Below are 26,885 nucleotides of genomic sequence, written 5' to 3' on the forward strand. Positions count from 1 at the left end.
TATTACCAAGTAGGGCTGCTTTACGCTACTAGCGATTATTTTGTGATCATGCCCAGTGCGCTTTCACCAATACCCACCAATTTATCATTTTTAAATACCAATGGCGTGCATTCATCTTTTGTTGTTTTGCCATCAGAGTGAATGCTGTTAGTCACGTAAAACAGTACCTGATACACATCATCGTCTTTTTTCAATAGCTCGGTAAAGTTTGGCGTTTTTAATTGCGCTAAAACAGATTGGTAGCTGCTATCCATTGTTAAATCTGCAATCGCTTCGCGGTTTTTTTTATGCTGATGTTGCCAGCTTGATGAGTCGTTACCTGCCCAGTGCGTTTCTGCTTCGCCATCTGATACGGCAATAACACAGCCTGTTAAAAACGGAGCAATAAGTGCAGCAGCTAAAAGTGATTTTTTCATTGTTATAGTCCTTGATGAGTTTTAATTTAATTATTTACTTATCAGGAGCAAGTAATAGGCCAATATAACAAAGTTATAAAATTCATAGGGTTAGATTGTGATGGCTGTTTTTAAGTGATTAATTATAAAAATCATTAGCAAAAACAGCCACTTTTTAGGTTTTTTAACGATTAAGCTAGCCTGCGTTTATTTAGCATAGCGAAAACACGTTACAGCTATTTACTAAATAGGATGAGCGACTTTGAGGCAGGTAAAACCTAGCCTCAATGCGCTAATTATTATTGCAAATTGCTATTATACCAAGCGGTTACGAGACTCGCCGTTAGTAAAGGCTGCAATATTTAGACTTACCTCATTAATTAAGCGCACGATAGACTCTGTGCTGGCCCATGCAATGTGAGGTGTAAGAAGCAAGTTTTCGCCTGTGTAATTAGCTAGCGGGTTAGAAGGCTCTGCCGGCTCTTTAGTAAGTACATCCACTCCCGCACCGGCAATTAAATTTTGCTCTAGGGCTGTGGCTAAGTCGGCTTCATTTATAATGCCACCACGGGCGGTATTGATAATAATACTGCTGGGTTTCATCATTTTTAGCTCATCTAACGAAATTAAATCACGTGTTTCATCAGTAAGCGGGCAGTGCACGCTAATTATATCAGCGGTTTTTAATACTTCTTCAAAAGGTGTACGGCCTTCTCTACAAGAGGCGCCTTTACGCTCTGCAACCACTACATTGGCTCCAAAAGCTTGCGCTACTGTCGCCACACCTTTACCTAGCGTTCCGCCACCTATAATGGCAAATGTTTTACCTTGTAAATCATTAAAGCTGTAATCTAATCTGCAAAACATCTCACTTTTTTGCCAAGCGCCTTGCTGGCAGTCGCGCTGGTAGCGGTGTGTATTACCTAATAAATTAGTCACTAACGAAAACGTGTGCTGTACAACCGAAGGGGTTGAGTAGCCTGCTACGTTGGTAACGGCAATACCAAATTCTTCAGCGGCGTTTAAATCAACATTATTAGTGCCTGTTGCACTTACACAAATAAGCTTAAGCGTTTTAAGTTGGCTTATCGTATCGCGATTTAGCACAACCTTGTTGGTAATAAGGACGTCCGCGCCTTGGCTGTGAGCAACAACTTGCTCAGGTGACGTAAGTTCGTAAGTAGTTAGCTCACCTAGTTCTTCAATGCAAGTTAACGAGGTTTTAGCTAAAGTAGCGTTATCGAGAATGGTGATTTTCATTGTGTGTCCTATCTAAATGCGTACCGTAAAATGGCAAGAGCGTTTAAGGTACTACGAATACACACCTTTGTTAATGCTATTACTACCAAATGCTTAGTACAAAAAGTCAGGTTGCTGATAAAAGTTTAAATTGGCTGGTCTGCCCACTCAAATATAAATAACATGATATTTTAGCGGGCTATATCGCTGGGGCCTGTTTATCAATTGAGGTTGAACTCACTTTCCTGTGAAAGGTCAACAAGCCTTATTAACGTTGATAAAACTAAAAAACAATGCACCAACCCCTTTTTGTGTGGTCATAGACTGAAATGGCTCGCAAATAAGCATAACCAAATGGCTATTTCTTATTTAAGAGTGGCTGAGTTATAATCAAAATTATATATAAACGGTACGTTTTGCGTGCCGTTTTTTTAACATTGTAGATGCAGTAATGAGTGAATTAGAAGATAAGTACGCAGACATAAGACCTTACAACGACGATGAAGTTGCGGCCTCGCTAGCGCGTTTAATTAACGATAATGCGTTTATAGATGTAATAGCAAAGTACAACTTACCGCGCTTTATATCCGCTATGCCTTTTATTGCTCGTACACTGGTGAGAAGCCAGTTACGAAAAAAATGGGGTAAATTTACGAGCGTTGAAGATGTACAAAACGAAGTTGCAAAGTATTTAGATAAACTTATAAAACGCACTACCTCAAAAGTTACCTTTTCGGGTTTAGACAAATTAGACCCGCAGCAGGCGTATTTATTTATATCAAACCACCGCGACATAGTGCTGGACCCTGCACTTGTTAATTGGGGTTTGTATCAATATAAAATGAAGACGGTGCGTATAGCAATTGGTGATAACTTATTGCAAATACCGTATATAACCGAGCTGATGCGTTTAAATAAAAGCTTTATCGTTAAGCGCTCAGCCAAAGCACCTAAAGAGATGCTTAAGGCGCTTACGCAGTTGTCGTCGTATATTTATGACTCGTTAACAGCAGGAAATTCTATTTGGATTGCGCAAAAAGAAGGGCGTGCAAAAGACGGCTTTGATCAAACAGATCCGGCGCTTTTAAAAATGCTGCAACTTAATGGTCGTAAACAAAAGAAAGAATTTGGCGAGTACATTAAAGAGTTAAAAATTGTTCCGGTGTCTATTTCTTATCAGTATGAGCCTTGTGCAATTTCTAAAGCAAAAGAGCTTTATCATAAACAGCAGCACGGTGAATACGTAAAATCAGCAGGCGAAGACATAGCAAGTATTGTTGAAGGATTTAGCTCTGCTAAAGGGCATGTGCATTTAGCATTTGGACAACCGGTTGAAAGCGGTTGCGATGATGCTGATGAGCTGGCGCAAACAATTGATAAGCACATTGTTGAGTCTTTTTACTTACACCCAGGAAATTACATTGCCGGTGGGTGCAAGCAAGCAGTTATTGATGAGCCCGATACCGCCACTTTTGAGCAGCGTTTAGCCTTAGTGCCAGAAGAGCTAAAGCCACTTGTTTTAGCTATGTATGCAAAGCCATTTCAACGCAAAACTGAAATCACAAACAAAGTATGTGAGCAAAGCCATTAGGCATCTGCGTTGGCAAATAGCGTAATAAAGCAGCGTAAACGCTGCTTTTTTTTTGTGCATAAATAACGCTATACTCATACAAAGCAATTAATCTACTTAGGGGGTGCAATGCAACAAATTGAAATATTTGATATTCCAAGCCCCTGTAAAAGTATTTGCCAAGTAAACAACCGAGGTTATTGCAAAGGCTGCTACCGAAGCCGGGATGAGCGTTTTAATTGGAATGCGTTAAGCAATGCGCAAAAAAAGAAAGTACTTAGCTTATGCCAGCAACGTTACAAACGGTATTTACAAAAGCGCCAAGCTGCGCAATCACAAGCCACTTTAGATAAACAACAAGGCTTTGAATTTTAAACCTTGTTGTACATGCTAGAGTTTTAAATTGTATTTTGCGCGCAATGCGCGGCTAGTGCCGTTATCGTGTAGTTTATTTAAAGCATTCAATAATTTACTTACCAAAGCCGCGTGCTTTTTATGTACATAGTGATAGAGCGAAAACGTACTTAGCAGCTGGGTTTGCATACAGGTCTCTGGCAGGGAAAAGTTATCGGCTTTAAGCACAAAGTCGAGCATAATTGCCCCATCAACTTTATGCTGGGCTAGTAAGTTAAGTTGGGTCGTAATATTTTTTACTTCAATAATATTGCCGTTAAACTTATGCTCATTTAAGTAATGGTGCTGAACTGGATAGCCTGATAAAACCGCAATACTATCGAGCTTATCGAGTGTATTGGGTTGGCAGTTTTTAAACAGTAAAAGCTTATAGTCAAACAGTGGGTAGTTAATTCTGATCAGGTTTTTATTGTCCGCCTCTATACTTATATCGCGGCCAAGTTGGCCATCTAATACCCCATTATTGGCTGCTAATAAGGCATTTTGGCGATTAAAATCAATTATGTGTACTTCATAATTAAGTTCTTTATAGGCTAATGTGAGTAAAGCGAGCGCATAGCTTGCTTGAGCTGAGTCGGCCGGGCGGTTAAATATAACGCTATTGTGATTGGCGAGTGTAATTTTACTAAAAAATAAAACGACTAATAAAAACAAAGCATTGAGCTGTATCTGCAAGGTTACTTCCGTTTAAAATGAGGACAGGGCAAATGAACGCAGCGAATAATACCAAAATAGTCTGGTTTTTGCCCATGTTTGTTGCTTTTTAAACAGTAAATGGTTTCAAATATACGTATAATAAATGCGGATAACTAACCGTACTTAGGAGTGGTTGTGAGTTTTAATTTATGTGCTTTACCCCGAGAGCAAAAATACCAGATTCAATTAGATTACGAAGCCTCATTTTGGGCTTATCAAATTAAACGTAATAAAAAGACACGTGAGCAAGTTTATAACACGATTCATAGCCGCCCAGTGGCAGAGCAAACGTTTTTAAAGCAACAGTTTGAGCAGTATTTGGCGTTAATGCTAAGCTAATATATGTACACAGTACAAAAGTTAGACACACTTAAGATTCCTTTAGTTAATAAGTTTTATGCACTGTATAGCGTAAGAGGACGTGCTAATAAGCAAGATCAGGTTTGGGTTGTTTACAGTGAAATGCAGATAGTTGCGGCGTGTCGAATACAAAATAAACACGACTTTTTATTTTTATCGACCGTATTTGTTGCCCCGCAGCACCGTGCGAAAGGGCTGGCAAAGCAACTTGTATGCGCCGCTATAAAACAGCAAAGCATGCCGCTTTACACCTTTGCTTATAAAAATATTACAGCTTTATATACGAGTCTTGGTTTTAACCAAGTATTAACATATACTCCTGGTTTAAAAGCACTTTTTGATATTTATACGCATCGAAATATAGTCGCTCTCGAATACTTATAACAAAAACAACGGATCAAGCCATGAGTAAAGGCGTTCATTGGATCATTAGTTGCTGTATAGCTTTAATCGCTATATTTAGTTGCCATGTTGGCGCACAGGTTAAACGTTTATCCCCCAGTGAAGGCCTGTCGCAAAGCTATGTGAACACTATGCTGCTTGATGATAACGGTTACCTATGGCTCTCTACCGAAGGGGGGTTAAACCGTTATGATGGTTATCAAGTTGTTTCAATTAATGGCCCTAATGGCGAGCTTGAAGAAGCCATAATTGATTGTATTTACCAAGACCCCGCAGGCAATATTTGGATAGCCTCGTTACTTGCCGGCTTATTTAAATACGACCCAAGTACCGACACCTACCAGCAATTTATTTCTCAACCTACCAGCGAAAAACAAATTTTAAGCCAGTCGGTATTTAGTATGGCAGCGGTTGATGACAAAACCTTATGGATTGGGCGTGGTCGCGACTTTGCTAAATTAGATATTGAAACAGGTAAAATAACCAGCCTATTTGAGCTGCCTAAAGAATACGAAAACACCTTAGTCAGAGAGCTTTTTCATTACAATGGGTATATTTTTATAGGCACAAGCCATGGGGCGTTTGTATTTGATATCGCCTCTGAGCAAATTAGGCCGCTGCAGCATTTAAAAAGCAAAGCTGAGCATATTTATCAAAACAACGTTAAATCGTTTTCGGTCATTAAAAATAATCAGTTGTTAGTAGGCACCGTTAAAGGCTTGTATCAAGTTGATATTAGCGACTTGCCAGGCATGTTTGAACGCCCCGACATAGCATTTAAAAACCAAGCCGTTATTGCCGATTTAAATGTATGGCGCATCATTAACGAAGGCGAAAAGCTAGATCTGGCGACTAATAAAGGGCTCTTTAAATTTGATTTAAATACCAAAGAGTTGGTAAAAAACACACGTATTACACAAAGTAAATACAGCCTATCTGATACCAGTATGATAGACATGGTAAAAGATAAATCGGGAGGGTATTGGCTCGCTACTAAAACCGATGGTGCATTTTATCTGTCTAATAATACCTATCACTTTAGCAATATAGATGGTAGTAAACTGGGTGGCGATGGCCTTTCTCATCCTTCGGTTTGGGGCATTACGGAGTATGGCAACAGCCTATGGCTGGCAACGCATAATGGCTTAACCGAAATTGATTTAGCCACTAACACCAGCCAAGTTTACTTAAAAAACCACAAAGTAGACTTACTGACTACCGAATTTAGCGTGTATGAAATTATTCCTTATAAACAAAAGCTTTGGTTACATACAAACCGTGGGCTGTTTGAGTTTGACCCCATAACGCATCAAATTAACGAGCCAACAATAACAAACCCCAACAATAGAGCCTACATAGAAGGCTGGGTACACGGCGTAACCTTAATGCCTAACGGTGATTTGTACTATGTGCACTCAGATCACGGTATGTTTGTATATAATATTGATACTCAGCAGATCACCCGATTAGAAGGGGCCTTTAGCAAAATAGAGCCGTTTTTGGCGCATGGTTTTTCGCCAGCGCTGGCAACCAAGCCTGATATGCCCCTGTTTTTTAATGCGGGTATTTTATACCAGGTAAACCCAACCACATTAGCGTTAAACACCATTTATAAAGTGCCAAAACAGCACGATAACGTGGCTATTAATGTGCTTTCTTACGTGGTCGATAACAACAATATTTTATGGATTTCACTATCTAATTTTGGCTTGATTGGGCTTGATGCAGCCAGTTACAAATTGGTACACACGATTGACTTAGAAAAAAATAAGTTAGGTACCTTACTTTATGACATGGTGCTTGATGATAATGGCATGATTTGGATGAGTAGCCATAAAGGCATATGGCGACTAAACCCAGAAACACTTCATTTTCAGCAGTTTACTACATCTGAGGGGCTGCTTTCTGCTGAGTTTAACAGCAGTGCCATGGCGCATTTAAGCGATGGGCGTATTGCCTATGGCAGCTTAAAGGGCATTACATATTTTCATCCGATGGAAAATCAAAATTACCACTCATTAATTGATCATGTAAATATAACGCGAGTTGATTTAATGTCGCGCGACTTATCTATCGATTTAAAACAGCCATTAAATGAAATAGTCCTCAACCATGATGATATCGGTTTAGAGGTGGCGTTTTCGGCGATGGCGTTTAGCTATCAAGAGCGCATAATTTATGAGTACCAGCTTGATAACGGCCAAAAAACCTACACCCGTAATAATAATCGGGTGTTATTCCCTAAATTAAATCCAGGTAATTACCAGCTCAAAGTATGGGCTAAAGATCCGTTAACCGGCGAGTACACGCCGCCAGCAGCGCTAAAAATTCGTGTTAAGTATCCCCTGTGGCGAGCGCCATATTTTATGGTGCTTTATGGTGTTTTGTTTATCGCATTTATTGCTTTTTGGGTAATGCGCCGTAACAAAATTCAGCGCATATTACTGGCCGCTAATAAGGAAAGTAAAGAAAGTGAAGCGCGATTAAAACTAGCCTTAGAGGGCAGCGAGTCGGGCATGTGGGATTGGCAGTCTACATCGAGTAGTATTTACCAGCCGCGCTTATGTAATGAACTGGGGTATGATCAAGAAAGCGTGAGCCTAGATGACTACCTAGCTAAAATTCACCCGCAAGATAAAGCGCTTTTCAGATTAGAATGGTTAGAATTTTTATCGACCGATAAAGGCTACTTTAATTGCACTTATCGGTTACGCCATGCTAAAGGCTATTGGCGTTGGTATAAAGACTTTGGCAAAGTGGTGGAATGGAGCGGACAACTTCCTAAAAAAGTAGCGGGTACTTACACCAATATGACCCGCGAAATGGTGTTTGAAGAGCATGCCCGTTTATTTACCGCTGCGTTTGAGCAAACCCGTGATTGGGTATTTATTCTTGATAAAAACTTTACGGTTCGCGCCTCTAACAAATCGTTGCAAACGGCCTTTAACTTTCCTAGTGAGCCACGCTCTAGCCGCGCCCTTAATTTAGGTATATCGCGAAGTAATCGCTTTGACTACTTACGGATAATGCAAAAGCTAAATGTGGGTGAGCATTTTTCCTGTGAAGACTTAGTCACCCTAGCCAATGGTGAGCAGCGTCATGTGTTAGTAAAAATAAGTGCAGTGGCCGACACTGAACACCGTTTAAGCAGCTACGTTATTATTTTAACCGACATTCATGCGCAAAAATTGGCTGAAAATGAGCTTCATATTTTAGCCAACTATGACTCATTAACCGGTTTGCCTAACCGTATGCTGTTTAACGACAGGGTTGAGCATGCGATTGAGCAAGCGCAAAATCATCAATGTAAAGTAGCTATGCTGCACATAAACATTAAGCGGTTTAAATACTTTAACGACTCATTTGGACGTGAAGCGGCTGATGAGCTAATAAAGCAAGTGGCTAAGCGCATTAAGCGCTCTTTGCGTCCTTCTGCAAGTGTTGCGCGCTTTGGTGGCGATGAATTTGTGGTGCTGGTGGAAGATGTGCAGCAAATTGAAGAAGTATTACTTATTTGCTCTAAATTAATAGACTCTGTAAGCCAAAATATGGAATTTAATGGCCAGGTGGTAAACGTTAATTTAAGTATCGGGGTAGCAATAGCGCCTGATGACGCCGCAGATCATGCTGCGCTGTTAAAAGCTGCCAGTATAGCTTTGTACCATGCAAAAGAGTCGCTCGAAAGCAGTTATAAGTTTTACAAGCAGGAGATGAATCAGCATGTACAAAAAGCCCTGCATTTAGAGTCTTTGCTAACTAAAGCGTATCAAGAGCAAGAGTTTTGCAATTACTACCAGCCTATAGTGAATGCGCACACTCAAAAAACCGAAGGTTTTGAAGTGTTGTTACGCTGGCCAGAAAACACTTTAGTGCCCACGCAAGAGTTTTCTTTAGCGGCTGAGAGCATAGGGTTAATAACAAAAATTATGCTGCAAACCTTTGCCCGTGCGTTGCAAGCCCTTAAACAATGGCGTGAGATTTCACCTCAGCTGTACTTGTCGATAAACCTCTCAGCACTTGATTTTGAATACGAAGAGCTTGTAACCGACATACATAAAGCGCTGAGCCACGCTAATGTGCCCTCAGAAGCCATAGTGTTTGAAATCACCGAGTCTATTTTAATGCGCGACTCTAAACATGCGCTGCACAGTATGGAAATGCTGAAAAAGCTTGGCTGTAAGCTCTACATGGATGACTTTGGAACAGGCTATGCCTCATTAACGTATTTAAAGCGTTTTCCTATCGATGTACTAAAAATAGATAGAAGCTTTGTGCAAGATATTGGCGTGGACTCGGATGATGAAGCCATTATTCAATCAACGCTTACCTTAGCTCATAGCTTAGGTAAAGAGTGCGTGGCTGAGGGCATTGAAAACAAACAACAGCTGCAGTTTTTAAAGCAGTTAGGGTGTAAGCATTTTCAGGGCTATTTATTTAGTAAGCCAGTACCTAAAGAAGCTGTTCCCGCACTGATCAAACAAGATTGGGGCAACATATTTAACCAGTAAAAATAAGCTTATTGGCGTTTACCACAGTGGCGGCAAAATAAATGGCTGTTGCGTTGATTAAGCTGCGTTTTAATTGCTTTATTGGCCTCAAGCTTACTTAAACCTAACTTGTAGCGCAGCTCCTCTAAGTGCAAACGCTGTGAGTCATCTAAACTGCCTTGGTGAATTTGCTCATGTACGGCATCTTCAAAAAATTGCCGGCGTTTACGTATTTGCTCCGAAAAACTTGAGGCAAGCAAGCCTGTAGGAATTGCCACCATTCCCATGCTCACCAAAGTAACTACACCACCAAATAGTTTACCAAGTGGCGTTAGCGGTACAACATCACCATACCCAACCGTAGTGAGGGTCGCCATAGCCCACCACATAGCCGCAGGAATAGAGCCAAATTTATCTGGCTGAATATCGTGCTCCAATAAATAAATACCGCAGGAGGCAAGTATTAGCAGTACCGACATAATAAAAAACGCGGCCAGTAACGAGCTCGCTTCGTCTTTAAATGCTTGTAATAACAACTGCATTGCACGTGAATAACGAGTAAGTTTAAATACTCTTAAAAGCCTTAATACACGTAAAAAACGCAAATCCAGAGGAAACACAAACATTAACAAGCTGGGTAAAATGGCTATTAAATCGATGAGAGCCAAAGGTGATAAAAAGTAATGCAGTCGGCGTTTTGCGTTTGAACCTTTTATAGCTGCGTATTTGCTTTTATCAACACAGGCCCAAAGCCTTGCAAGGTATTCAAGGCTAAAAATAGCCACCGAAATAACCTCTAATAGTAAAAACTGCGGGTAATATACTTTGTTTATACTCGGTACTGATTCCAACACAATGGCAATAACGTTAAGCATAATTAAAGCAATCAGCGCGGTGTCGAGTATATGCCCCGCTTTTCGGTAATCGCCAGTCCCTTCAAATACCTGCGCTAACGTTTGTCTTGCTGTACTGCTCATGTGTTTAGCTTTAACAGCATATTAATACTGCCTTCTTCAAAATCACGGCTAATTGTAAAACCTAACTTACGGGCAAGCTCAATCATGCCGGTGTTCTCAGGCAGTGTTATGCCTTCAATTACTTCTACGCCTTGGCGCTTACAATGATTTATTGCAGCGCTCATAAGCAGCCTGCCAAGACCTAAGCCTTGGTAGTCAGAGCGAACCACGGTTGCAAACTCAGCATGTAAATTATCAGGGTCCATAATAACGCGTGCTACACCTAGGGTGCGGCTTTTACCTTCAAAGCGCTGGCATACAATAAAGGCCATTTCTCGGTCGTAATCTATTTGCGTCATTTTTGCGAGCTGGTCGTGGTTAAACTGGGGCAGCTCACCAAAAAAGCGTTTGTAACGATCTTCTTTATTGAGTGATTGATCAAACTCTTGGTGGGCTTTTTCATCCTCTGGACGAATAGGCCTTAATGTAGCTCGTGTATTATTTTTAAGGGTTACTTCTTCTACAAGATCAATAGGGTAAGGGCGAATACATAAACGTTTACGATCGCTGCGTGCCTGATAGCGATTTACACTAATAGTGGCATCAAGCACCAAAAATTGCCCATTACTGGCTAAAATAGGATTAAGTTCCATGGCACTTATATCGGGCTGATCGACAACAAGTTGAGATATACGTGTGAGCAGGGCACACAAGCGATATTTATCGACTTTTTCTGGCAAAATGCGATCTTTTAATACGCCTTTATCGTTTGCGGCTGCAATGAGGTATTTAGCTAAGTTCATATTAAGCGGCGGCAAAGCAACGGCTGCTTGGGCATACTCTAACCCATTACCCGCTTCACCAAGTAATATAACAGGGCCAAAATTAGGCTCAGTTTTAATGGCGATTCGCAGTTCATTAGCGCCGGCGCGCGGCGCCATTTTTTGCAATGAAAACCCTTCAATAACAGCATCTGGATAGGTGTTTTTAATTCGTATCAGCATGGCAAAGGCGGTTTGTTCAACCTCGTTTGCATCGTTTAAGTTAAGAACCACGCCCCCTACTTCTGATTTTGAGGCAATACTTGGGCTAATCAACTTTAACGCTACCGGAAAACCTAGTTCAATTGCTTGCTCACGCGCCTCTGTGGGCGTGTAGGCTACTTCTGTTTGAATACACTCAACACCATAATGACTAAGAATTTGGCTTGCTTGATGAGTGGGTAAGTAGCTTTGCTCTTCTTCTAAAAATTCGTTAATGAGCGTAGTGGCCGCTGATTTATTTATTTTTGCATCATCGGTATTTGATTCGGGTGTTTGCGTTAAATGTTTTTGGTTACGACGATAGCTAACTAAATGCATAAATGCGCCAACCGCACCCTCAGGCGTACGATAGGTTGGAATAGTGTGGTTAGAGCAAACACGCCTCGCGGCATAAGCCGCATCTTCACCCATAAAGTTGGTCATTACATAAGGGCGTGCCATCTTTGGTATTTTTTGTAAGGTTTGCACTATCATATCGGCGTAGTCTTCACTTGGTGCAAGTGCCGAAGGGGTATGAATAATAAGTAAGTTTTTAACTTCTTCGGCGCGAAGTAAAATTTCTAATGCTTGCTTGTAACGCGCCGGAGCAGAGTCGCCAAAAATATCGACAGGGTTAGATGTAGTATCCGACTGCGGAATAACTTTATTGAGTGCGGATCGCGTTTGCTCGCTAAGCTGGGTAAGTTTACCCGAATTTAAAATAAGCTCATCGACCGCCATAACCCCCGGGCCGCCGCCGTTGGTTAAAATGGTTAACTGCTCAACTTTTAGTAATTTAGGGTGGATAGCAAGTGTTTGCGTGGCTGCAAAAAGTTCGCGCAGATCACTAACACGCAGCATACCGGCGCGTTGAAAAAGCGCATCGTACACTGCATCTGAACTTTGCTTGCCACCGGTATGAATTTCAGCAGCCAGTGCGCCTGCTCCGGTTTTGCCCGTTTTAATGGCAATAACCGGTTTACTAAAGGCTGCTGCCCGTGCTGCCGAAATAAACCCGCGAATATCCTCAATATTATCTATGTAGAGCAAAATCGCTTTGGTTTTAGCATCGCGGCCTAAAAAATCGAGCAGCTCGTCAAAATCGATATCTAGGCAATCACCGACCGAAACAAAATACGAAAAGCCAATTTCTTTATTTTTAGCCCAATCTAAAATAGTGGAACACACCGCTGCGGATTGCGATATAAATGCCAGTTTCCCTGGTGCTGCAACTGTGTGAGAAAAGCTGGCATTAAGGCCAATATGCGGAATAAGCAGCCCTAAACAATTAGGCCCAAGCAAAGTAACGTGATGGGCATTTGCAGCGCGCTTTAAGGCTGTTTTTTGGCTCAATGAGATCCCATCAGCAATCACAATTGCACTTTTACAGCCAAGCTCACCTAGCTGCTCGATAATGCTCAGTAAGGTATTTTTATTTGTACAAATAACGGCTAAGTCGGGCACTTTGGGCAGCGCGGCAATATCAGGGTAGGCAAGCACGCCGTGCACCGCACTATGGGTAGGGGTTACGGGCATGATTGGCCCTTTAAACCCACCTTGTAATAAATTGCGCATAACCACAAACCCCGCGCGTGTGGGGGTATTCGAGGCGCCAATAACGGCTACCGAGGCCGGATTAAAAAATTGGCTGATGCGCTTTAAGCTCATGGCATATCCTTGGCTGATTATATTTTGCGTTATTCATAGTCTCAATGTACCCTGTTTGCTGTGTTATTTCGAGCGCATAGATACTTATTATTGATATCAATCAAGGAGTTTTTTGTGAATAAAACACCCGGTTTTTATACCGTTATAGCCGCAATTTGCCTAAGTATAGGCTTAATTTTATTAGGCTTTATTATTAAAAGTGCCGCAGTAGATGTAAAAAGCATGGAACGTAGTGTGCAGGTTAAAGGGTTAGCAGAGCGTGAAGTTAGCGCTGATACGGTAATTTGGCCGCTGCAATACAGTGATGCAGACAACGACTTAGAAAAACTGGTTAGTCGAGTTGAGCAAAAAAACGATGCTGTTATTGCATTTTTAAAGCTACATGGCTTTGATGATGACGAAATAAGCACGGGTAGCCAGTCGATAATTGATAAGCAAGCCCGTGAATACGCTAACGATAATCAAAAGTTTCGTTACTTGGTACGCGCTAATATTATTGTGTATTCGAACGCGCCCGACAAAGTACAAAATGCGCTGAGTAAAGTGAGTCAATTAGCTAAACAGGGCATTGCCATTGTGCAAAATAGTTACGAAACCAAAGTTGAGTATTTATTTACCGGCCTTAACGATATAAAACCAGCCATGGTGCAAGAGGCTACAGAAAAAGCCCGTGAAGTTGCCAACAAATTTGCTAAAGATTCGAACTCAACGCTTGGTAAAATAAAATCCGCTCGCCAAGGACAATTTAGCATTAGCAATCGCGATTCAAACACGCCACATATCAAAAAGGTGAGGGTGGTCACCAGTGTTGAATATTACTTAAGTGACTAAATTGCTCTAACTAAGTGGGCAATTTGCGCGGTTGAGCGCTGTAGGTAAGCAGCGCTAAGTAAAATGCTGGTTTCGTTTATATCAGCGCCTTTTAATATATTTGCCAGTTGCTGTTTAGCGGTTGGATTTTGTTTTTGCTCTATTTCCATAAGCGCTAATAATGCTGAAAATTCATGCTTTATTGGTGTGCTAGGTTTATCAGCATAGGCGATATAACAGGCAACAGGGGTAAGGCCGCGAGCATTTGTTTGTGCAAGGGCTTTTACTAAATTATCGTTAGATTCAAATAGCATTAATGAGCGCACATAGTTAAACGCCAGCTTTTGAGCATTGGCGTGTTTAAATACATTGTGCAGTACATTATTTCCTTGGCCGTCTTGTGCTAAAAAGCCGTTATTTTCTTTTAATGCAGGTGTAAAAAACGTTAATGCATCAGTTGTTGTTAATTGGTTTATAAAAGGTGCTGGTGGGGTGTTGGTTGTTAAAATACGTGTTGCCACATTTTGCATAAAGTCGTATTTAATACTCATCCGCAAAGCACTTTCGTAAAGGTGGTTTAGCTGTAATGTTTGCTGAGCCGGGCTTAACTGTTTAAAGTCGTTATCGAGCTCGTCTAGCTGATGCTTAGCAATGCGCGCATTAAGTAATTGTATGCTTAAATCCATTCTTAACCCTACCTCTGAGCGTTTTTATTACTATAAAACAAAAAAGGCCGCATCAGCGACCTTTTTCTATTTATAACCAAGTATTAAGCTTTTTTACTTGCTACCCACTCGTTTACAAAGTTCTCTAGTACGTTAAGTGGTACAGGGCCATTTTTAAGTATAACGTCGTGGAACTGACGAATATCAAACTTATCGCCTAGTTGCTTTTTAGCCTCTTCACGCAGCTCTAAAATTTTAAGCATACCCACTTTATAAGCTGTCGCTTGCGATGGCATTACAATGTGACGCTCAACCATTTTAACACCGTCAGATGTGGCGTTAGGCGTATTATTTACGTAGTAATCAATACCTTCTTGGCGAGTCCATTTCATTGCGTGAATACCGGTATCAACGACTAAGCGACACGCACGCCATAATTCCATAGAAAGGCGACCAAAGTCTGAGTATGGGTCTGAGTAAAGGCCCATTTCTTTAGGAATGTACTCTGAGTATAAGCCCCAACCTTCAATGTAAGCGGTGTAGCCACCAAACTTACGGAACTTAGGTACACCTTCAAGCTCTTGTGAGATAGCAATTTGCATGTGGTGACCCGGAATACCCTCATGGTACGCTAATGCTTCCATTTGGTACGTTGGCATTGCTTCCATGTCGTAAAGGTTTGCGTAGTAAATACCAGGGCGTGAGCCATCTGGCGCAGGTTGTTGGTAAAATGCTTTACCTGCTGCTTTTTCGCGGAATGCTTCAACGGCTTTAACTTTAAGATCAGCCTTTGGCTTAACAATAAATAACTCATCTAGACGAGTTTTCATGGTGTTGATTAGGCCTGTGGCTTCATCTAAATAACGCTGTTTACCTTGCTCGTCATTGGCATAATAAAATTGTTTATCCGTTTTCATAAACTGCATAAACGCTTTTAAATCACCTTTAAAGCCTACTTTGTCTTTAATTTCACGCATTTCATCATGAATACGTTTTACTTCAGCAAGGCCAATGGCATGAATTTCTTTAGCGGTTAAGTCAGTTGTTGTGGTGCGCTTAAGTGCGTTATTGTAAAATGCTTCGCCGTCAGGCAGTTTCCATGCGCCATCGCGGTTATCTGCACGTTTTTCTAACTGTGCTAAGTAATTAATTAACTTAGAGTAAGAAGGCTTAACGGCTGATTTTAATGCATCAGTTGCATCGCTAATTAAGGCATCTTTTTCATTTTGGCTAATTTCAAGAGCGCTTACTTTACGTTTAAAGTCGGCTAATAGTGTTGAGTCTTCACCTTTATCAAACGGCGCACCATGAATGATGTTTTTGCTCGAATCTATAACATGTGGGAACACAAATTTAGGCGCGATAATGCCTTTATCAGCACGGGTTTCTAAATCAGTAATTAGCTGTTCAAATACAGTAGGTACACCGTTTAAACGCGCAATATAATCTTTAGCTTCTTTAACATTACTAATTGAATGTTGGTTAATTAAAAACGCAGGCACCATAGAGTGCGTACCAAACATTTGGTTAACTGGGTAGTTATGGTAACGCCATTTAAAATCAGCAATCGAGCTTTCTAGGTCTTGTTTTTTTAAGTCGTAACTTACTTTAGTGGCATCATCAAGCAGGTCGCGGTTGATAGCATTCAAAGTAACTAAGTCTTCTTTTGCTTGCGCAAGGTCTTTTAGTTTTTGCTCTTCGCTGCCGTCATCCCATTTATCGTAATCTTTTTTAATACCCATGTAAGTTTGATAAACCGGGCTGCTCATTACATCGCGGTTAAAGGTATCTTCAAAAAACGCATTCGCTTTGTCGATTTCGCTTTGCACAGGTTGCGCTTGCACTGCAGGCGCCGGGGTTGTTTGTTGTGGTGCCTGCTGGCAGCCGGCTAAAATAGCAACGCTCACGGCTGCTGCAATAAAGGTAAGTTTACGCATTGTTTTCCCTTTGTTGTTAGAAACCCATTAGGGTGTATTATATTTATTTGCTTGTATTTTATGTTTATCGCGCGTGGTTAAAACCACTACACGAACAATTCTAGCAGGTCATTTAAAAAACGATGCCCTTTGAGGCTAACTTGCCAATGGCCGTTTTCTTGTATTAACAAACCTGCATTTATTGCTTTAGTTAACGCTGCTTGTTGGCTTTGCAATGGCTGATTAGTCAACGCACTGTAATCATCAATAGGGCAAGGCTCGACTAAGCGAAAGCGATTCATAAAAAATTCAAAGGCTAAATCTTCTTGCTCTACTTGCCAGCTTTTATACAAGTACGGTTTAAGCATATCCATGTAACCGCGCGGATGCTTAATTTTTTCAGTACGGGTAATAATGCCGGTTTTTGCATCAGTCACCTTACCATGAGCGCCACAGCCAATACCGAGATAATCGCCAAAACGCCAATAATTCAAGTTATGTTGGCATTGAAAGCCTGGCTTTGCATAGCCCGATATTTCGTATTGTATGTAACCGGCTTGAGCAAGTAGTGCTTGGCCTTGCTCTTGAATATCCCATAGGGTTTCATCTTGTGGCAAAGTTGGCGGCTTGGATGCAAATTGTGTATTAGGCTCAATAGTGAGCTGATACCAGGAAATATGTGGCGGGTTTAAAGCAATTATTTTTTTTAAATCGCTCAGCGCATCGTCAAGGCTTTGCCCCGGTAAGCCATGCATTAAATCAAGGTTAAAGCTATTTAACCCGGCTTGCTTAGCTTGCTCTGCAGCGTAGTGCGCTTCATCGGCACCATGAATACGGCCAAGTGCTTTTAACTTGTCGTTTTGCATGCTTTGCACGCCAATAGAAATACGGTTAATACCCGCTTTAACGTACTCTTTAAAGCGCCCGGTTTCTACGGTACCAGGATTTGCCTCAAGGGTTATTTCGCAGTTGTCGCTTAGGCCAATTAGGTTATCGACTTCGCTTAATAAGCGGGTATATGCATCGCCAGTTAATAAGCTTGGTGTACCGCCGCCAATAAAAATACTGTGAATTTTACGCCCTTGCACCAAGTGCAAATCGGCTTTTAAGTCGTCAATTAAATGCTGAACATATTCAGCTTCAGGAATGTCGCCTTTTTGCCCATGGCTATTAAAATCGCAATAGGGGCATTTTTGCACGCACCAAGGTACGTGCACATATAAGCTCAGTGGTGGAAGGTTCACAGGCCGCCTTTGCTTTGTAGCTCTAGTAATAACTTTTTAAGTGCTTGGCCGCGATGACTCACCGCATTTTTTTGCTCTTTGGTGAGCTCGGCACTGGTACAGTTTTGCTCTGCTACAAAAAATACTGGGTCATAACCAAAGCCGCCTTCGCCATTTTGGGTTTGTGTAATTTCGCCTTCCCAGCTTGCGCTGCAAATAAGTGGGGTAGGGTCATCGGCGTGGCGCATTAATACCAGTACACACCAAAAGCGGGCTTTACGATTTGGGTTATCGGCTAATTCGTTAAGTAGTTTATCTATGTTGTCTTGATCGCTGGCGCTTTCACCGGCAAAACGAGCTGAGTAAACACCCGGCGCACCATTTAAGCCATCTACCTCTAAGCCTGAGTCATCTGCAATGGCTGGCATGCCGGTAATTTTAGCAGCATGGCGGGCTTTAATTATCGCGTTCTCTACAAAGGTGGTGCCGGTTTCGGCCACTTCGCCTACGATAAAATCGCTTTGCGGAAGCACATTTATATTAAGCGGGCTAAGCATATTGGCCAGCTCGTTAACTTTGCCAGGGTTGCCTGTGGCGAGCACTAATGTTTTGGTCATGTTTTTAATCTACGTAAAATTTTTGCTGAAACGTGAGTTTTTGAGACTGACTACCTTGCTGGATGTTTATCTCAAAACGTAAAATCTCTTCGTTGGTGTAGTCTACTTGCGCAAGGTAATAAATTGATTCACCTTCTTTTACTTCTTTAAAAGTAAGGGCTTGCTTATTGCCGAGTAGGTTTTTTGCGGTGCCGCTGAGCTGAGCGGTTTGCGCGGTTTTATCGCTATTGTTTTTCAGTACTGAAATATTAACAATGCCTTTATAACCACTACGCTCAAGGCCATATGTTTTAGCTATTTGCGGCTGAATAAAGGTAGATGGAAAAGCAATGTAATGCACTTGCCAAGGGCCCAGCTCTTTGTACTGTGCGCCTTGCATGTCTTCACTGTGGGCATTAAAAGCAAAGGCTAAAAAACTAATAAAGCAAAACTTAATTAAACGGTTCATTATGATGTCCTATATAAAAAAGAGGCCAAAGGGCCTCTTTTGCTTATAACAAAAAATTTAGGCTAAAAAGTCCATTAGCAGCATTTGTAAAAACTGAATACCAATAATTAGTACAAGCACCGATAAATCTAAGCCACCCATTGGTGGAATAATTTTACGAAGTGGCTTGAGCATTGGCTCAGTAAGCTGATGGAAAACCGCTTCTATTGGGTTATAACCTTGACTTACCCAGCTTAAAATAGCGCGAATAATCAATACCCAAAATACAAGGTTTAGGCCTTCTTTAAGTACGGTAATAAGTGCTTGTATAAACACAGGTTGCGCAGCCCATGCGCCGTATATCACTAGCATTAAAGTACTAATTTTGGCAACGGCTACAATAAATGCCAGCAACAGAGAGGCTAAATCGAGCCCACCTAACCCGGGTATAATTTTACGTAACGGATTAACTGCAAACGACGTTGCTTTAACCACAAATTGGCTCATTGGGTTGTAAAAGTCGGCTTTTGCCCACTGTAGCCAAAAACGCAGTAGTACCACCATTAAAAACAAATCAAACAGGGTACTGATCAAAAATTGCATGGCATTCATAGTGTAACCTTCAATAAAAAGTAATTTTAAAGTTCTTTTTCCATTTGCATTGCACGCGCAATACACGCATCCATTGCATCGCTAACTGTTTGCACTAGGCCTTCGTCTTTTAAATGCTCAACCGCAGCATGGGTGGTGCCGCCTTTAGAAGTTACATTAGCGCGTAATTGCGAAATGCTTATCTCTGGTTGGCTCAATGCCATTTCGGCTGCACCTAGCGCAGTTTGCTGTACTAAGCGGCGCGCATCTTCATCGTTAAAGCCAAGTGCTTTCGCTTTTTCTTCAATGGCTTCCATAAATAAGAAAAAGTAAGCGGGCGATGAGCCTGTCACAGCAATGACATCGTTAATTTGCGACTCTTGCTCTACCCACACAACAATACCTGTGCACTCAAATACTTGTTGTACAAAGTCGTGCTCTTCGGCTGTTTCATCTGCGCCAAATAAACCCGATACACCACGCCCTAGTAGCGATGGCGTGTTTGGCATACAACGTACCATTTTAACGTTTTGGCCAAGCATTTCGCGTAAACGCTTAACGGTTAAGCCTGCCGCTACCGAAATAAACAGTTTATCACTAAAGTCGATCCCCGATTCTTGGAACGATTTACATAAATCGCCCATCATTTGTGGTTTAACAGACAATACAATGACATCAGCATCGCGTAAGGCTTCGTTATTGTCGCTGGTGGTTTTCACCTTGAAATCGTCTGCTACCTTGGCAAGCTTTTCTTGGTTGCGGTTTGTAGCAATGATGTTGTTTGCATTAAAACCGTTTTTTACCATGCCACCAATAATGGCGTAGCTCATGTTACCTGTGCCTATAAATGCGATTGTTTTATCTGACATATGTCTGTTATCACCTTTTAAGTTCGAGTTCCAAAAATATCTGTGCCGATCCTCACCATGGTTGAACCTGCGCTAATGGCGGCTTCAACATCATTGCTCATCCCCATCGACAACGTATCTATATGAGGATATTGGGCCTTTAGTTTATCAAAGCAAGTTTGTAATTGCTCAAAAGATTGACTTTGCTCACTCGGATCGTCGCTTTTAGCCGGAATAGCCATTAAACCACGCAAAGTGAGTTGCTCACATTGATCAATAAACTCAGCTAGTTCGGGGATTTGCTCTACGCTGCAGCCCGATTTAGCCTCCTCGGCGCTTATATTTACTTGAATAAGCACATTTAAAGGCGCTAGGTTTTCTGGACGTTGACTGTTTAAACGCTTAGCTATTTTTATTCTATCTACGCTTTGTACCCAATCAAAATGTGCAGCAACAAGGGCGCTTTTATTTGATTGAATAGGGCCAATGAAATGCCAAATGATGTCGCTAAATGTGTGTAGTTGAGCTATTTTATCTACAGCCTCTTGAACATAAGACTCACCAAATTGGCGCTGGCCATGCTCGTAGGCAGCAATAATATCGTCGCTTGGTTTTGTTTTTGATACTGCTAGCAGCGTAATAGCGTCGCTACTACGTTTAGCATTTTTAGCCGCGTTGGCAATTCTGGCGTAGGCGGATGTGAGTCGTTCTGCTATTGTAACCATATATTTATCAGTTAGTTGTGGAGTCATAAATGGATATTACCGAATTATTAGCGTTTAGTGTGCAACACAAAGCATCTGATTTACACTTATCGTCAGGTGTTTCACCTATGATACGCGTAGATGGTGATGTTCGCCGCATTAATATACCTGCACTTGCAGACAAAGATGTAAACAGCCTTGTTTACGACATTATGAACGATAATCAGCGCAAGGACTACGAACAAAATCTAGAAGTGGATTTTTCGTTTGAAGTGCCTAACCTTGCACGATTTCGTGTTAACGCATTTAACTCAAACCGCGGCCCTGCAGCGGTGTTTCGTACCATCCCTAGCGATGTACTGACGCTTGAAGATTTAGGTGCGCCAGATATTTTTAAAACAATATCAGATAACCCGCGTGGTTTAGTATTGGTTACCGGCCCAACAGGTTCGGGTAAATCAACAACGCTTGCGGCTATGGTCGATTATATAAATCAAACAAAACATCACCATATCCTCACCATTGAAGATCCTATCGAATTTGTACACGATAATAAACTCAGTCTTATTAACCAACGTGAAGTGCACCGAGATACGCACAGCTTCTCTAATGCACTGCGCAGCGCGCTGCGTGAAGACCCGGATGTAATACTCGTTGGTGAGCTACGTGACTTAGAAACCATTCGCCTTGCGATGACCGCCGCAGAAACCGGCCACTTAGTGTTTGGTACGCTACATACCACCTCGGCACCAAAAACGATTGACCGTATTATTGATGTATTCCCAGGTGAAGAAAAAGATATGGTGCGCTCAATGCTTTCTGAGTCACTGCGCGCCGTTATTTCGCAAACACTACTTAAAAAAATTGGCGGTGGACGCGTGGCCGCGCACGAAATTATGATTGGTGTACCGGCGATTCGTAACTTAATTCGTGAAGATAAAATTGCACAAATGTATTCATCTATTCAAACGGGTGCATCACACGGCATGCAAACTATGGATCAATGTTTAAATAATTTAGTTAATCACGGTATTGTGACAACCGCAGCCGCAAAAGAAAAAGCCCAAGATAAAACCCAGTTTGGTGGCTAAGGACATATTATGAATTTATCTTTAAATCACTTTTTACACATAATGATTGATAAAAAAGGCTCGGATTTATTTGTCTCTAGCCAATTACCCGTCAGTGCAAAAATTAATGGTGAGCTTATCGCTCTTAGCGACGATAAGTTAAGTGATGAGCAATCGCTTGCGCTTGTAGAGTCAGCAATGAGCGATAAACAAAAAAACGAGTTTCATACCACTAAAGAGTGTAACTTTGCGATAGCAACAGACGAAGGGCGTTTTCGTATATCGGCTTTTTGGCAGCGCGATAGAGCGGGTATGGTTATTCGCCGCATTGTAACGCAAATACCTGATATAAGTGATTTAGGGCTGCCCTCTACACTTACTGATGTGATTATGTCAAAGCGCGGGCTAGTGCTGTTTGTTGGTGGTACTGGCACGGGTAAATCAACTTCACTGGCTGCCTTAATTGGCTACAGAAACCGCAACCAGCGCGGCCATATACTCACCATTGAAGATCCGATTGAGTTTGTACACGAGCACCGTAAAAGTATTATTACTCAGCGCGAAGTAGGGCTTGATACTGACAGCTTTGAGTCGGCACTTAAAAGCTCTTTACGCCAAGCACCCGATGTTATTTTAATTGGTGAAATACGCTCGCAAGAAACCATGGAATACGCACTGAGCTTTGCCGAAACGGGTCACTTATGTGTGGCTACATTGCATGCTAATAATGCCAACCAAGCCATTGACCGTATTATGCACTTAGTGCCTAAAGAAAAACACGACAAGCTTAAGTACGACTTAGCGCTAAATTTACGCGCCATTGTTGCACAGCAACTTATTCCCACTTCTGATGGGGAAGGGCGTGTAGCCGCGATTGAAATATTATTAAACTCACCTATGGTGGCAGAGCTAATTAAAAATGGGGATATTGGTGGCATAAAAGAGGCCATGTCTAAATCTAAAGAAATGGGTATGCAAACCTTTGACCAAGCCTTATTTGAGCTATACAAACAGCAACGTATTAATTACGCCGATGCATTGCATCATGCTGATTCGCCAAACGATTTACGCTTAATGATTAAGCTGCGCAATAACGAGCAACAAGGTGCAGGATTTTTACAAGGTGTAACCATTGATGGGCTAGATGATAAAAACAGCAATTAACACTGTATTTTATCCATAAAAAAGCGCCGCTGGGCGCTTTTTTTATGGATAAAATTACTTATAACGTTTTATACCACAGCGGTGTTTTTCGACCTTTAAAATAGACTACGTAATTAAAGGAGTCGGCATTATTTATTCACCATAACTGGCTTCAAAAAAACTCTCTAAAATAATCACTGCCGACATATTATCGACATTTCCTTTCCCTAAATTTTTATAGCCACCGTGCTCAAATAAACGCGCTTTTGCATCGGCGGTTGTGAGTCGCTCATCTTGTGTTTGCACCGGTATGCCGTAATGATTGTGCAAGCGGTTAGCAAACTTTTTAGCCTTAAAGGTTACCTCTTGCGAAGTACCATCCATATTAAGGGGTAACCCGACGACCATTAAGTCGGGTTGCCACTCTTTAACTTGAACCGCAATATGATCCCAATTAGGAATACCATCTTGGGCTTTTACCGCTTTTAGGCTAGACGCACTGCCTGTTAGTTCTTGTCCTATGGCAATACCAATGCTTTTGGTGCCAAAGTCAAAGCCCATTACGGTGCGCTGGCCTTGCGGCTTAAGGTTTTTTTTCGTCATTATCGTTCTTTAAGCGTGTCCAGCTTCGCTGCAAAGTTGGCTAACATCAAAGCCCAGCATCGAAACTGCTTTTTCCCAGCGTTTTTCTACCGGTGTATCAAAAATGATCTTCGGATCGGCTTTAATGATCAACCAACTGTTATCTAAAAGCTCTTTCTCAAGTTGTCCTTGCTCCCATCCCGAATAACCAAGCGTAATAATAAATTGCTCAGGTGCATGGGCGGTGGTTAGGTTGGCAAGTACGTCTTTTGATGTGGTGATCATTATATCACTGCTAAGCTTTTGGCTTGCAGAGTAGCCTGGCTGAGGTGAATGAAGTACAAAACCTCGGTCGGTTTTAACCGGACCACCTGCAAACACAGAGACTTGCGCGGCTTGTTGGGTTTTGTCGTTGTCTATTTCTATTTTATCTAAAAGCTCACCAACGGTCACATCAATAGGCTGGTTGATCACCAATCCCATAGCCCCATCTTCATTGTGCTCACAAATATAGGTAACGGCACGTTTAAAAAAAGGGTCTTGCATCGACGGCATAGCGATTAAAAAATGATTTTCTAATGATTGCATAGATTTCACCCTTTTAGTTTATGAATACTTATTGAACTTTGAGTATGGCATAGATATATACGTAGCGTATAAAAAGTCCATTAATTGTATGAAATACTTAAATTAATGGACTTTTAAATGGTGTTTATTTAGCGAGCTTACGCTCAATTGCGTCAAACAAAATACCGGTAATAGATATATCGTAAGCGGCTTCAATTTCACGTACGCAGGTTGGTGCTGTTACGTTAATTTCGGTGAGCTTGTCGCCAATAATATCTAACCCTACAAACACTAACCCTTTTTCTTTAAGCGTAGGGGCAACTGCTTGAGCTATTTTAAGGTCTGACTCGCTAAGTGGGCGGGCTTCACCACGGCCGCCCGCAGCTAAGTTACCGCGGGTTTCACCATTTTGTGGAATACGCGCTAAACAATACGGAATAACTTCACCATCAACAACCAATACGCGCTTATCACCTTGTTTGATCTCTGGAATGTAATTTTGCACCATGGCAAAGCGACTACCATGCTCAGTTAAGGTTTCGCAAATAACGCCAATGTTTGCATCATCTTCTTTAATACGAAAAATAGATGCGCCGCCCATGCCATCGAGTGGTTTTAAAATAATGTCTTTATGCTCAGCTAAAAACGCGCGTATTTGAGCTTGGCTGCGTGTTACTAGCGTATCTGGCGTATGCTCGCTAAACCACGCTGTAAATAGCTTTTCGTTAGCATCGCGCAGGCTTTGTGGTTTATTAATAATTAACGTACCTTCTTGCTCTGCACGCTCTAATATATAAGTTGCGTAGATGTACTCCGTATCGAACGGTGGATCTTTTCGCATTAAAATAACGTCTAGGTCTGCAAGCGCGATTGTGGCTTTTTCTTCAAGTTCGTACCACTTTTCGGTGTTGTTAAATACCTGCGCTTTTGCTGCGGTCGCATACGATTTACCTTGGCGAAGTGATAAGTCATCCATCTCCATGTAGTAAATTTCGTAGCCACGTTTTTGCGCTTGCATCATCATTGCAAAACCGGTGTCTTTTTTGATGTTAAATCCACTAATAGGATCAGAAATAATACCTAACTTTATCGCCATGCGCTGTGCCTTAATCTAATTATAATGACTACTAGAGTGCTAATAGTTTTAATATGAGGGTGCCATTGAGCTATTTCAATTAGCTAAATCGCCAAATTGTAATTGTAATGCACTTAAGACCGTTAAAGCGGCCGTTTCTGTTCGTAAAACGCGCGGCCCTAAGCGAATATCAACAAAGTGCTGATCTTTAGTTTGCAGCATTTCTTCATCGGTAAAGCCGCCTTCAGGGCCTACTAAAAAGCGTACACCGGCGCTTGGAACGGTTATTGTTTTAATGCTGTGCTCGGCACGAGGGTGCAAAGTGAGCTTAATGGCGTCTGTTTGTTGTTCAAGCCATTGCTTTAAATCAACCGGTGTGTGAACAACTGGCACAAAGTTACGCCCCGACTGTTCGGCGGCTGAAATTGCAATTTTTTGCCATTGTTGGTGTTTTTTTTCTAATCGGTCGCCACTGAGTTTAACGCCACAGCGCTGACTAAAAATAGGGGTGATTTCGCTAATACCAAGCTCAACAGATTTTTGGATGGTAAAGTCCATTTTGTCGCCACGTGATACGCATTGCCCTAAATGAATTTTAAGCGGCGATTCGACATCATGCTCATCAAAACGTTGTGGCATAACAACAACTGATTTTTTAGTTACCTCAATAATTTCACTGAAGTATTCACCGCCTTCGCCATTAAAAATAGACACATGTTCGCCTACTTTCATGCGCAATACGCGGCCAATATGGCCCGCTGCATCGTCGTTTAAAGAAACCGGGGTGTTTAAGGCAATACTCGATGCCTGATAAATATGAGGTACTCGCATGGGGGTCACTTATTTTATAGCGTAAAGGTGTATAGCGCTATGGTAAGTAAGCAGGGCGTTGTACGCAATTATTTATTTTTGTTTAAGTGCCTTGGCAAGTGCGATTAAATCTTTAGGTGTTTCGGCAATATCGGTATCGCACGATAAGTGATTTTTAAAGCCTTCGTCAGTAATACGATTAAATGTATAGCCGTTGTCGTCAAAGCTAACTACGTAGCGTTTTTCATGCAGGGAGTTATATATAAAACGTTGTTTGTCGTCGGCAAGTAGATAGTCGGTGTTATTAAATAATACGCCCTGAATATCGTGGTGCTCGTGCAGGTAAGTGGCCAGTTCAGATACGCTAATTTCGTTTTCTAGGTCGCAATAGCAATAGTCTTTAATGAGTTCGTCAAACATCATTTTTACCAGCTTACGGGTGTTACTGCCTGCAACTATTAAGGTGCTGGGTGTATCGGGTGCCGCGTGCTTAAAATAATACTCGGCAAAAGTACGACTAAATTCGTTATCTATATCAATTAACAAATAGTTAGTTACTTCAAATGACATAGGGCCCCGTTGCTTTATGCAAATGTGTTATGCCAGTTAACTAAATACGGGGCGCTTG

Annotated in this window: 26 protein-coding genes; 8 read left to right on the forward strand and 18 right to left on the reverse strand. The window is 41.6% G+C overall.

The window, feature by feature from the left end:
- Nucleotides 1-35: 35 nt before the first annotated feature.
- Together PSH41_RS09410 and PSH41_RS09415 are read right to left on the reverse strand one after the other, a co-directional pair.
- Nucleotides 36-416: a DUF3192 domain-containing protein gene (locus tag PSH41_RS09410; RefSeq protein ID WP_004585870.1), complete on the reverse strand. Its 381-nt coding sequence runs from the start codon at nucleotides 414-416 to the stop codon at nucleotides 36-38.
- Between the two features lie 294 nt (nucleotides 417-710).
- Complete coding sequence (locus PSH41_RS09415) at nucleotides 711-1,655, reverse strand: D-2-hydroxyacid dehydrogenase (RefSeq protein WP_264390075.1); 945 nt, start codon at nucleotides 1,653-1,655, stop codon at nucleotides 711-713.
- 430 nt (nucleotides 1,656-2,085) lie between these two features.
- Between PSH41_RS09415 and PSH41_RS09420 the strand changes: the two genes are divergently transcribed.
- Both PSH41_RS09420 and PSH41_RS09425 read left to right on the forward strand, forming a co-directional pair.
- The gene (locus PSH41_RS09420; protein ID WP_273588899.1) at nucleotides 2,086-3,225 is read left to right on the forward strand and encodes a 1-acyl-sn-glycerol-3-phosphate acyltransferase; all 1,140 of its coding nucleotides are present in this window, start codon (nucleotides 2,086-2,088) and stop codon (nucleotides 3,223-3,225) included.
- A 108-nt stretch (nucleotides 3,226-3,333) separates the two neighbouring features.
- Nucleotides 3,334-3,579, forward strand: coding sequence for a DUF1289 domain-containing protein (locus PSH41_RS09425; protein WP_004586824.1), 246 nt, complete (start codon nucleotides 3,334-3,336; stop codon nucleotides 3,577-3,579).
- 15 nt (nucleotides 3,580-3,594) lie between these two features.
- Here the strand turns inward: PSH41_RS09425 and PSH41_RS09430 are convergent, their stop codons facing one another.
- Nucleotides 3,595-4,293, reverse strand: a complete 699-nt coding sequence (locus tag PSH41_RS09430; RefSeq protein WP_024031530.1) for a substrate-binding periplasmic protein — start codon at nucleotides 4,291-4,293, stop codon at nucleotides 3,595-3,597.
- Nucleotides 4,294-4,449: 156 nt separating this feature from the next.
- Between PSH41_RS09430 and PSH41_RS09435 the strand changes: the two genes are divergently transcribed.
- Genes PSH41_RS09435 through PSH41_RS09445 form a run of 3 tightly spaced genes read left to right on the forward strand, consistent with a single transcriptional unit; the run spans nucleotide 4,450 to nucleotide 9,584 of the window.
- Nucleotides 4,450-4,653, forward strand: coding sequence for a DUF3283 family protein (locus PSH41_RS09435; protein WP_004586826.1), 204 nt, complete (start codon nucleotides 4,450-4,452; stop codon nucleotides 4,651-4,653).
- A 3-nt stretch (nucleotides 4,654-4,656) separates the two neighbouring features.
- Nucleotides 4,657-5,058, forward strand: a complete 402-nt coding sequence (locus PSH41_RS09440) for a GNAT family N-acetyltransferase (protein ID WP_004586827.1) — start codon at nucleotides 4,657-4,659, stop codon at nucleotides 5,056-5,058.
- 20 nt (nucleotides 5,059-5,078) lie between these two features.
- Nucleotides 5,079-9,584, forward strand: a complete 4,506-nt coding sequence (locus tag PSH41_RS09445) for an EAL domain-containing protein (RefSeq protein WP_273588900.1) — start codon at nucleotides 5,079-5,081, stop codon at nucleotides 9,582-9,584.
- Between the two features lie 8 nt (nucleotides 9,585-9,592).
- On the opposite strand, the gene PSH41_RS09450 is transcribed toward PSH41_RS09445, so the two are convergent.
- Both PSH41_RS09450 and PSH41_RS09455 read right to left on the reverse strand, forming a co-directional pair.
- Nucleotides 9,593-10,540 carry an ion transporter gene (locus PSH41_RS09450; RefSeq protein WP_004586829.1) on the reverse strand — a complete coding sequence of 316 codons (948 nt, stop codon included), beginning with the start codon at nucleotides 10,538-10,540 and terminating at the stop codon, nucleotides 9,593-9,595.
- The gene (locus PSH41_RS09455) at nucleotides 10,537-13,209 is read right to left on the reverse strand and encodes a bifunctional acetate--CoA ligase family protein/GNAT family N-acetyltransferase (protein WP_273588901.1); all 2,673 of its coding nucleotides are present in this window, start codon (nucleotides 13,207-13,209) and stop codon (nucleotides 10,537-10,539) included. The genes PSH41_RS09450 and PSH41_RS09455 overlap by 4 nt, the downstream gene beginning before the upstream one ends.
- A 114-nt stretch (nucleotides 13,210-13,323) precedes the next feature.
- Between PSH41_RS09455 and PSH41_RS09460 the strand changes: the two genes are divergently transcribed.
- Entirely contained in the window at nucleotides 13,324-14,040 is a 717-nt protein-coding gene (locus tag PSH41_RS09460) for an SIMPL domain-containing protein (RefSeq protein ID WP_004586831.1), read from the forward strand.
- On the opposite strand, the gene PSH41_RS09465 is transcribed toward PSH41_RS09460, so the two are convergent.
- The 8 genes from PSH41_RS09465 to PSH41_RS09500 form a co-directional block, all read right to left on the reverse strand.
- Complete coding sequence (locus tag PSH41_RS09465) at nucleotides 14,037-14,705, reverse strand: hypothetical protein (RefSeq protein WP_029772393.1); 669 nt, start codon at nucleotides 14,703-14,705, stop codon at nucleotides 14,037-14,039. The two genes, PSH41_RS09460 and PSH41_RS09465, sit on opposite strands and share 4 nt — an antisense overlap.
- An 83-nt stretch (nucleotides 14,706-14,788) precedes the next feature.
- A complete protein-coding gene (locus tag PSH41_RS09470) occupies nucleotides 14,789-16,621 on the reverse strand; it encodes a DUF885 domain-containing protein (RefSeq protein WP_273588902.1) in 1,833 nt (610 codons plus the stop codon).
- An 86-nt stretch (nucleotides 16,622-16,707) separates the two neighbouring features.
- On the reverse strand, nucleotides 16,708-17,844 hold the full coding sequence (gene hemW, locus PSH41_RS09475) for a radical SAM family heme chaperone HemW (protein ID WP_273588903.1): 1,137 nt from the start codon (nucleotides 17,842-17,844) through the stop codon (nucleotides 16,708-16,710).
- The gene (locus tag PSH41_RS09480; RefSeq protein WP_273588904.1) at nucleotides 17,841-18,440 is read right to left on the reverse strand and encodes an XTP/dITP diphosphatase; all 600 of its coding nucleotides are present in this window, start codon (nucleotides 18,438-18,440) and stop codon (nucleotides 17,841-17,843) included. Before PSH41_RS09480 ends, hemW begins: the two co-directional genes overlap by 4 nt.
- Before the next feature lie 4 nt (nucleotides 18,441-18,444).
- Nucleotides 18,445-18,888 carry a DUF4426 domain-containing protein gene (locus PSH41_RS09485; RefSeq protein WP_004586836.1) on the reverse strand — a complete coding sequence of 148 codons (444 nt, stop codon included), beginning with the start codon at nucleotides 18,886-18,888 and terminating at the stop codon, nucleotides 18,445-18,447.
- Between the two features lie 57 nt (nucleotides 18,889-18,945).
- Nucleotides 18,946-19,479 (reverse strand): YggT family protein, encoded by a 534-nt coding sequence (locus tag PSH41_RS09490; RefSeq protein WP_004586837.1) that lies wholly within the window; start codon nucleotides 19,477-19,479, stop codon nucleotides 18,946-18,948.
- Between the two features lie 26 nt (nucleotides 19,480-19,505).
- Entirely contained in the window at nucleotides 19,506-20,327 is an 822-nt protein-coding gene (gene proC / locus PSH41_RS09495; RefSeq protein WP_054983572.1) for a pyrroline-5-carboxylate reductase, read from the reverse strand.
- A gap of 17 nt (nucleotides 20,328-20,344) precedes the next feature.
- On the reverse strand, nucleotides 20,345-21,058 hold the full coding sequence (locus PSH41_RS09500) for a YggS family pyridoxal phosphate-dependent enzyme (RefSeq protein ID WP_273588905.1): 714 nt from the start codon (nucleotides 21,056-21,058) through the stop codon (nucleotides 20,345-20,347).
- 2 nt (nucleotides 21,059-21,060) lie between these two features.
- Between PSH41_RS09500 and PSH41_RS09505 the strand changes: the two genes are divergently transcribed.
- The gene (locus PSH41_RS09505) at nucleotides 21,061-22,101 is read left to right on the forward strand and encodes a type IV pilus twitching motility protein PilT (protein ID WP_004586840.1); all 1,041 of its coding nucleotides are present in this window, start codon (nucleotides 21,061-21,063) and stop codon (nucleotides 22,099-22,101) included.
- A gap of 9 nt (nucleotides 22,102-22,110) precedes the next feature.
- Entirely contained in the window at nucleotides 22,111-23,244 is a 1,134-nt protein-coding gene (locus PSH41_RS09510) for a PilT/PilU family type 4a pilus ATPase (protein WP_054983574.1), read from the forward strand.
- 132 nt (nucleotides 23,245-23,376) lie between these two features.
- Here the strand turns inward: PSH41_RS09510 and ruvX are convergent, their stop codons facing one another.
- From ruvX to PSH41_RS09535, 5 genes are all read right to left on the reverse strand, one after another.
- Nucleotides 23,377-23,826 carry a Holliday junction resolvase RuvX gene (ruvX, locus tag PSH41_RS09515; RefSeq protein ID WP_004586842.1) on the reverse strand — a complete coding sequence of 150 codons (450 nt, stop codon included), beginning with the start codon at nucleotides 23,824-23,826 and terminating at the stop codon, nucleotides 23,377-23,379.
- Nucleotides 23,827-23,835: 9 nt separating this feature from the next.
- A complete protein-coding gene (locus tag PSH41_RS09520; protein ID WP_004586843.1) occupies nucleotides 23,836-24,393 on the reverse strand; it encodes a YqgE/AlgH family protein in 558 nt (185 codons plus the stop codon).
- Between the two features lie 124 nt (nucleotides 24,394-24,517).
- Nucleotides 24,518-25,468 carry a glutathione synthase gene (gshB, locus tag PSH41_RS09525; protein WP_126005926.1) on the reverse strand — a complete coding sequence of 317 codons (951 nt, stop codon included), beginning with the start codon at nucleotides 25,466-25,468 and terminating at the stop codon, nucleotides 24,518-24,520.
- A gap of 75 nt (nucleotides 25,469-25,543) precedes the next feature.
- Nucleotides 25,544-26,278 carry a 16S rRNA (uracil(1498)-N(3))-methyltransferase gene (rsmE, locus tag PSH41_RS09530; protein ID WP_024031543.1) on the reverse strand — a complete coding sequence of 245 codons (735 nt, stop codon included), beginning with the start codon at nucleotides 26,276-26,278 and terminating at the stop codon, nucleotides 25,544-25,546.
- A 72-nt stretch (nucleotides 26,279-26,350) separates the two neighbouring features.
- Entirely contained in the window at nucleotides 26,351-26,827 is a 477-nt protein-coding gene (locus PSH41_RS09535) for a hypothetical protein (protein ID WP_121636996.1), read from the reverse strand.
- Nucleotides 26,828-26,885: the final 58 nt, after the last annotated feature.

The organism is Pseudoalteromonas sp. CST2 (assembly GCF_028599385.1).
Lineage (GTDB): Bacteria > Pseudomonadota > Gammaproteobacteria > Enterobacterales > Alteromonadaceae > Pseudoalteromonas > Pseudoalteromonas atlantica.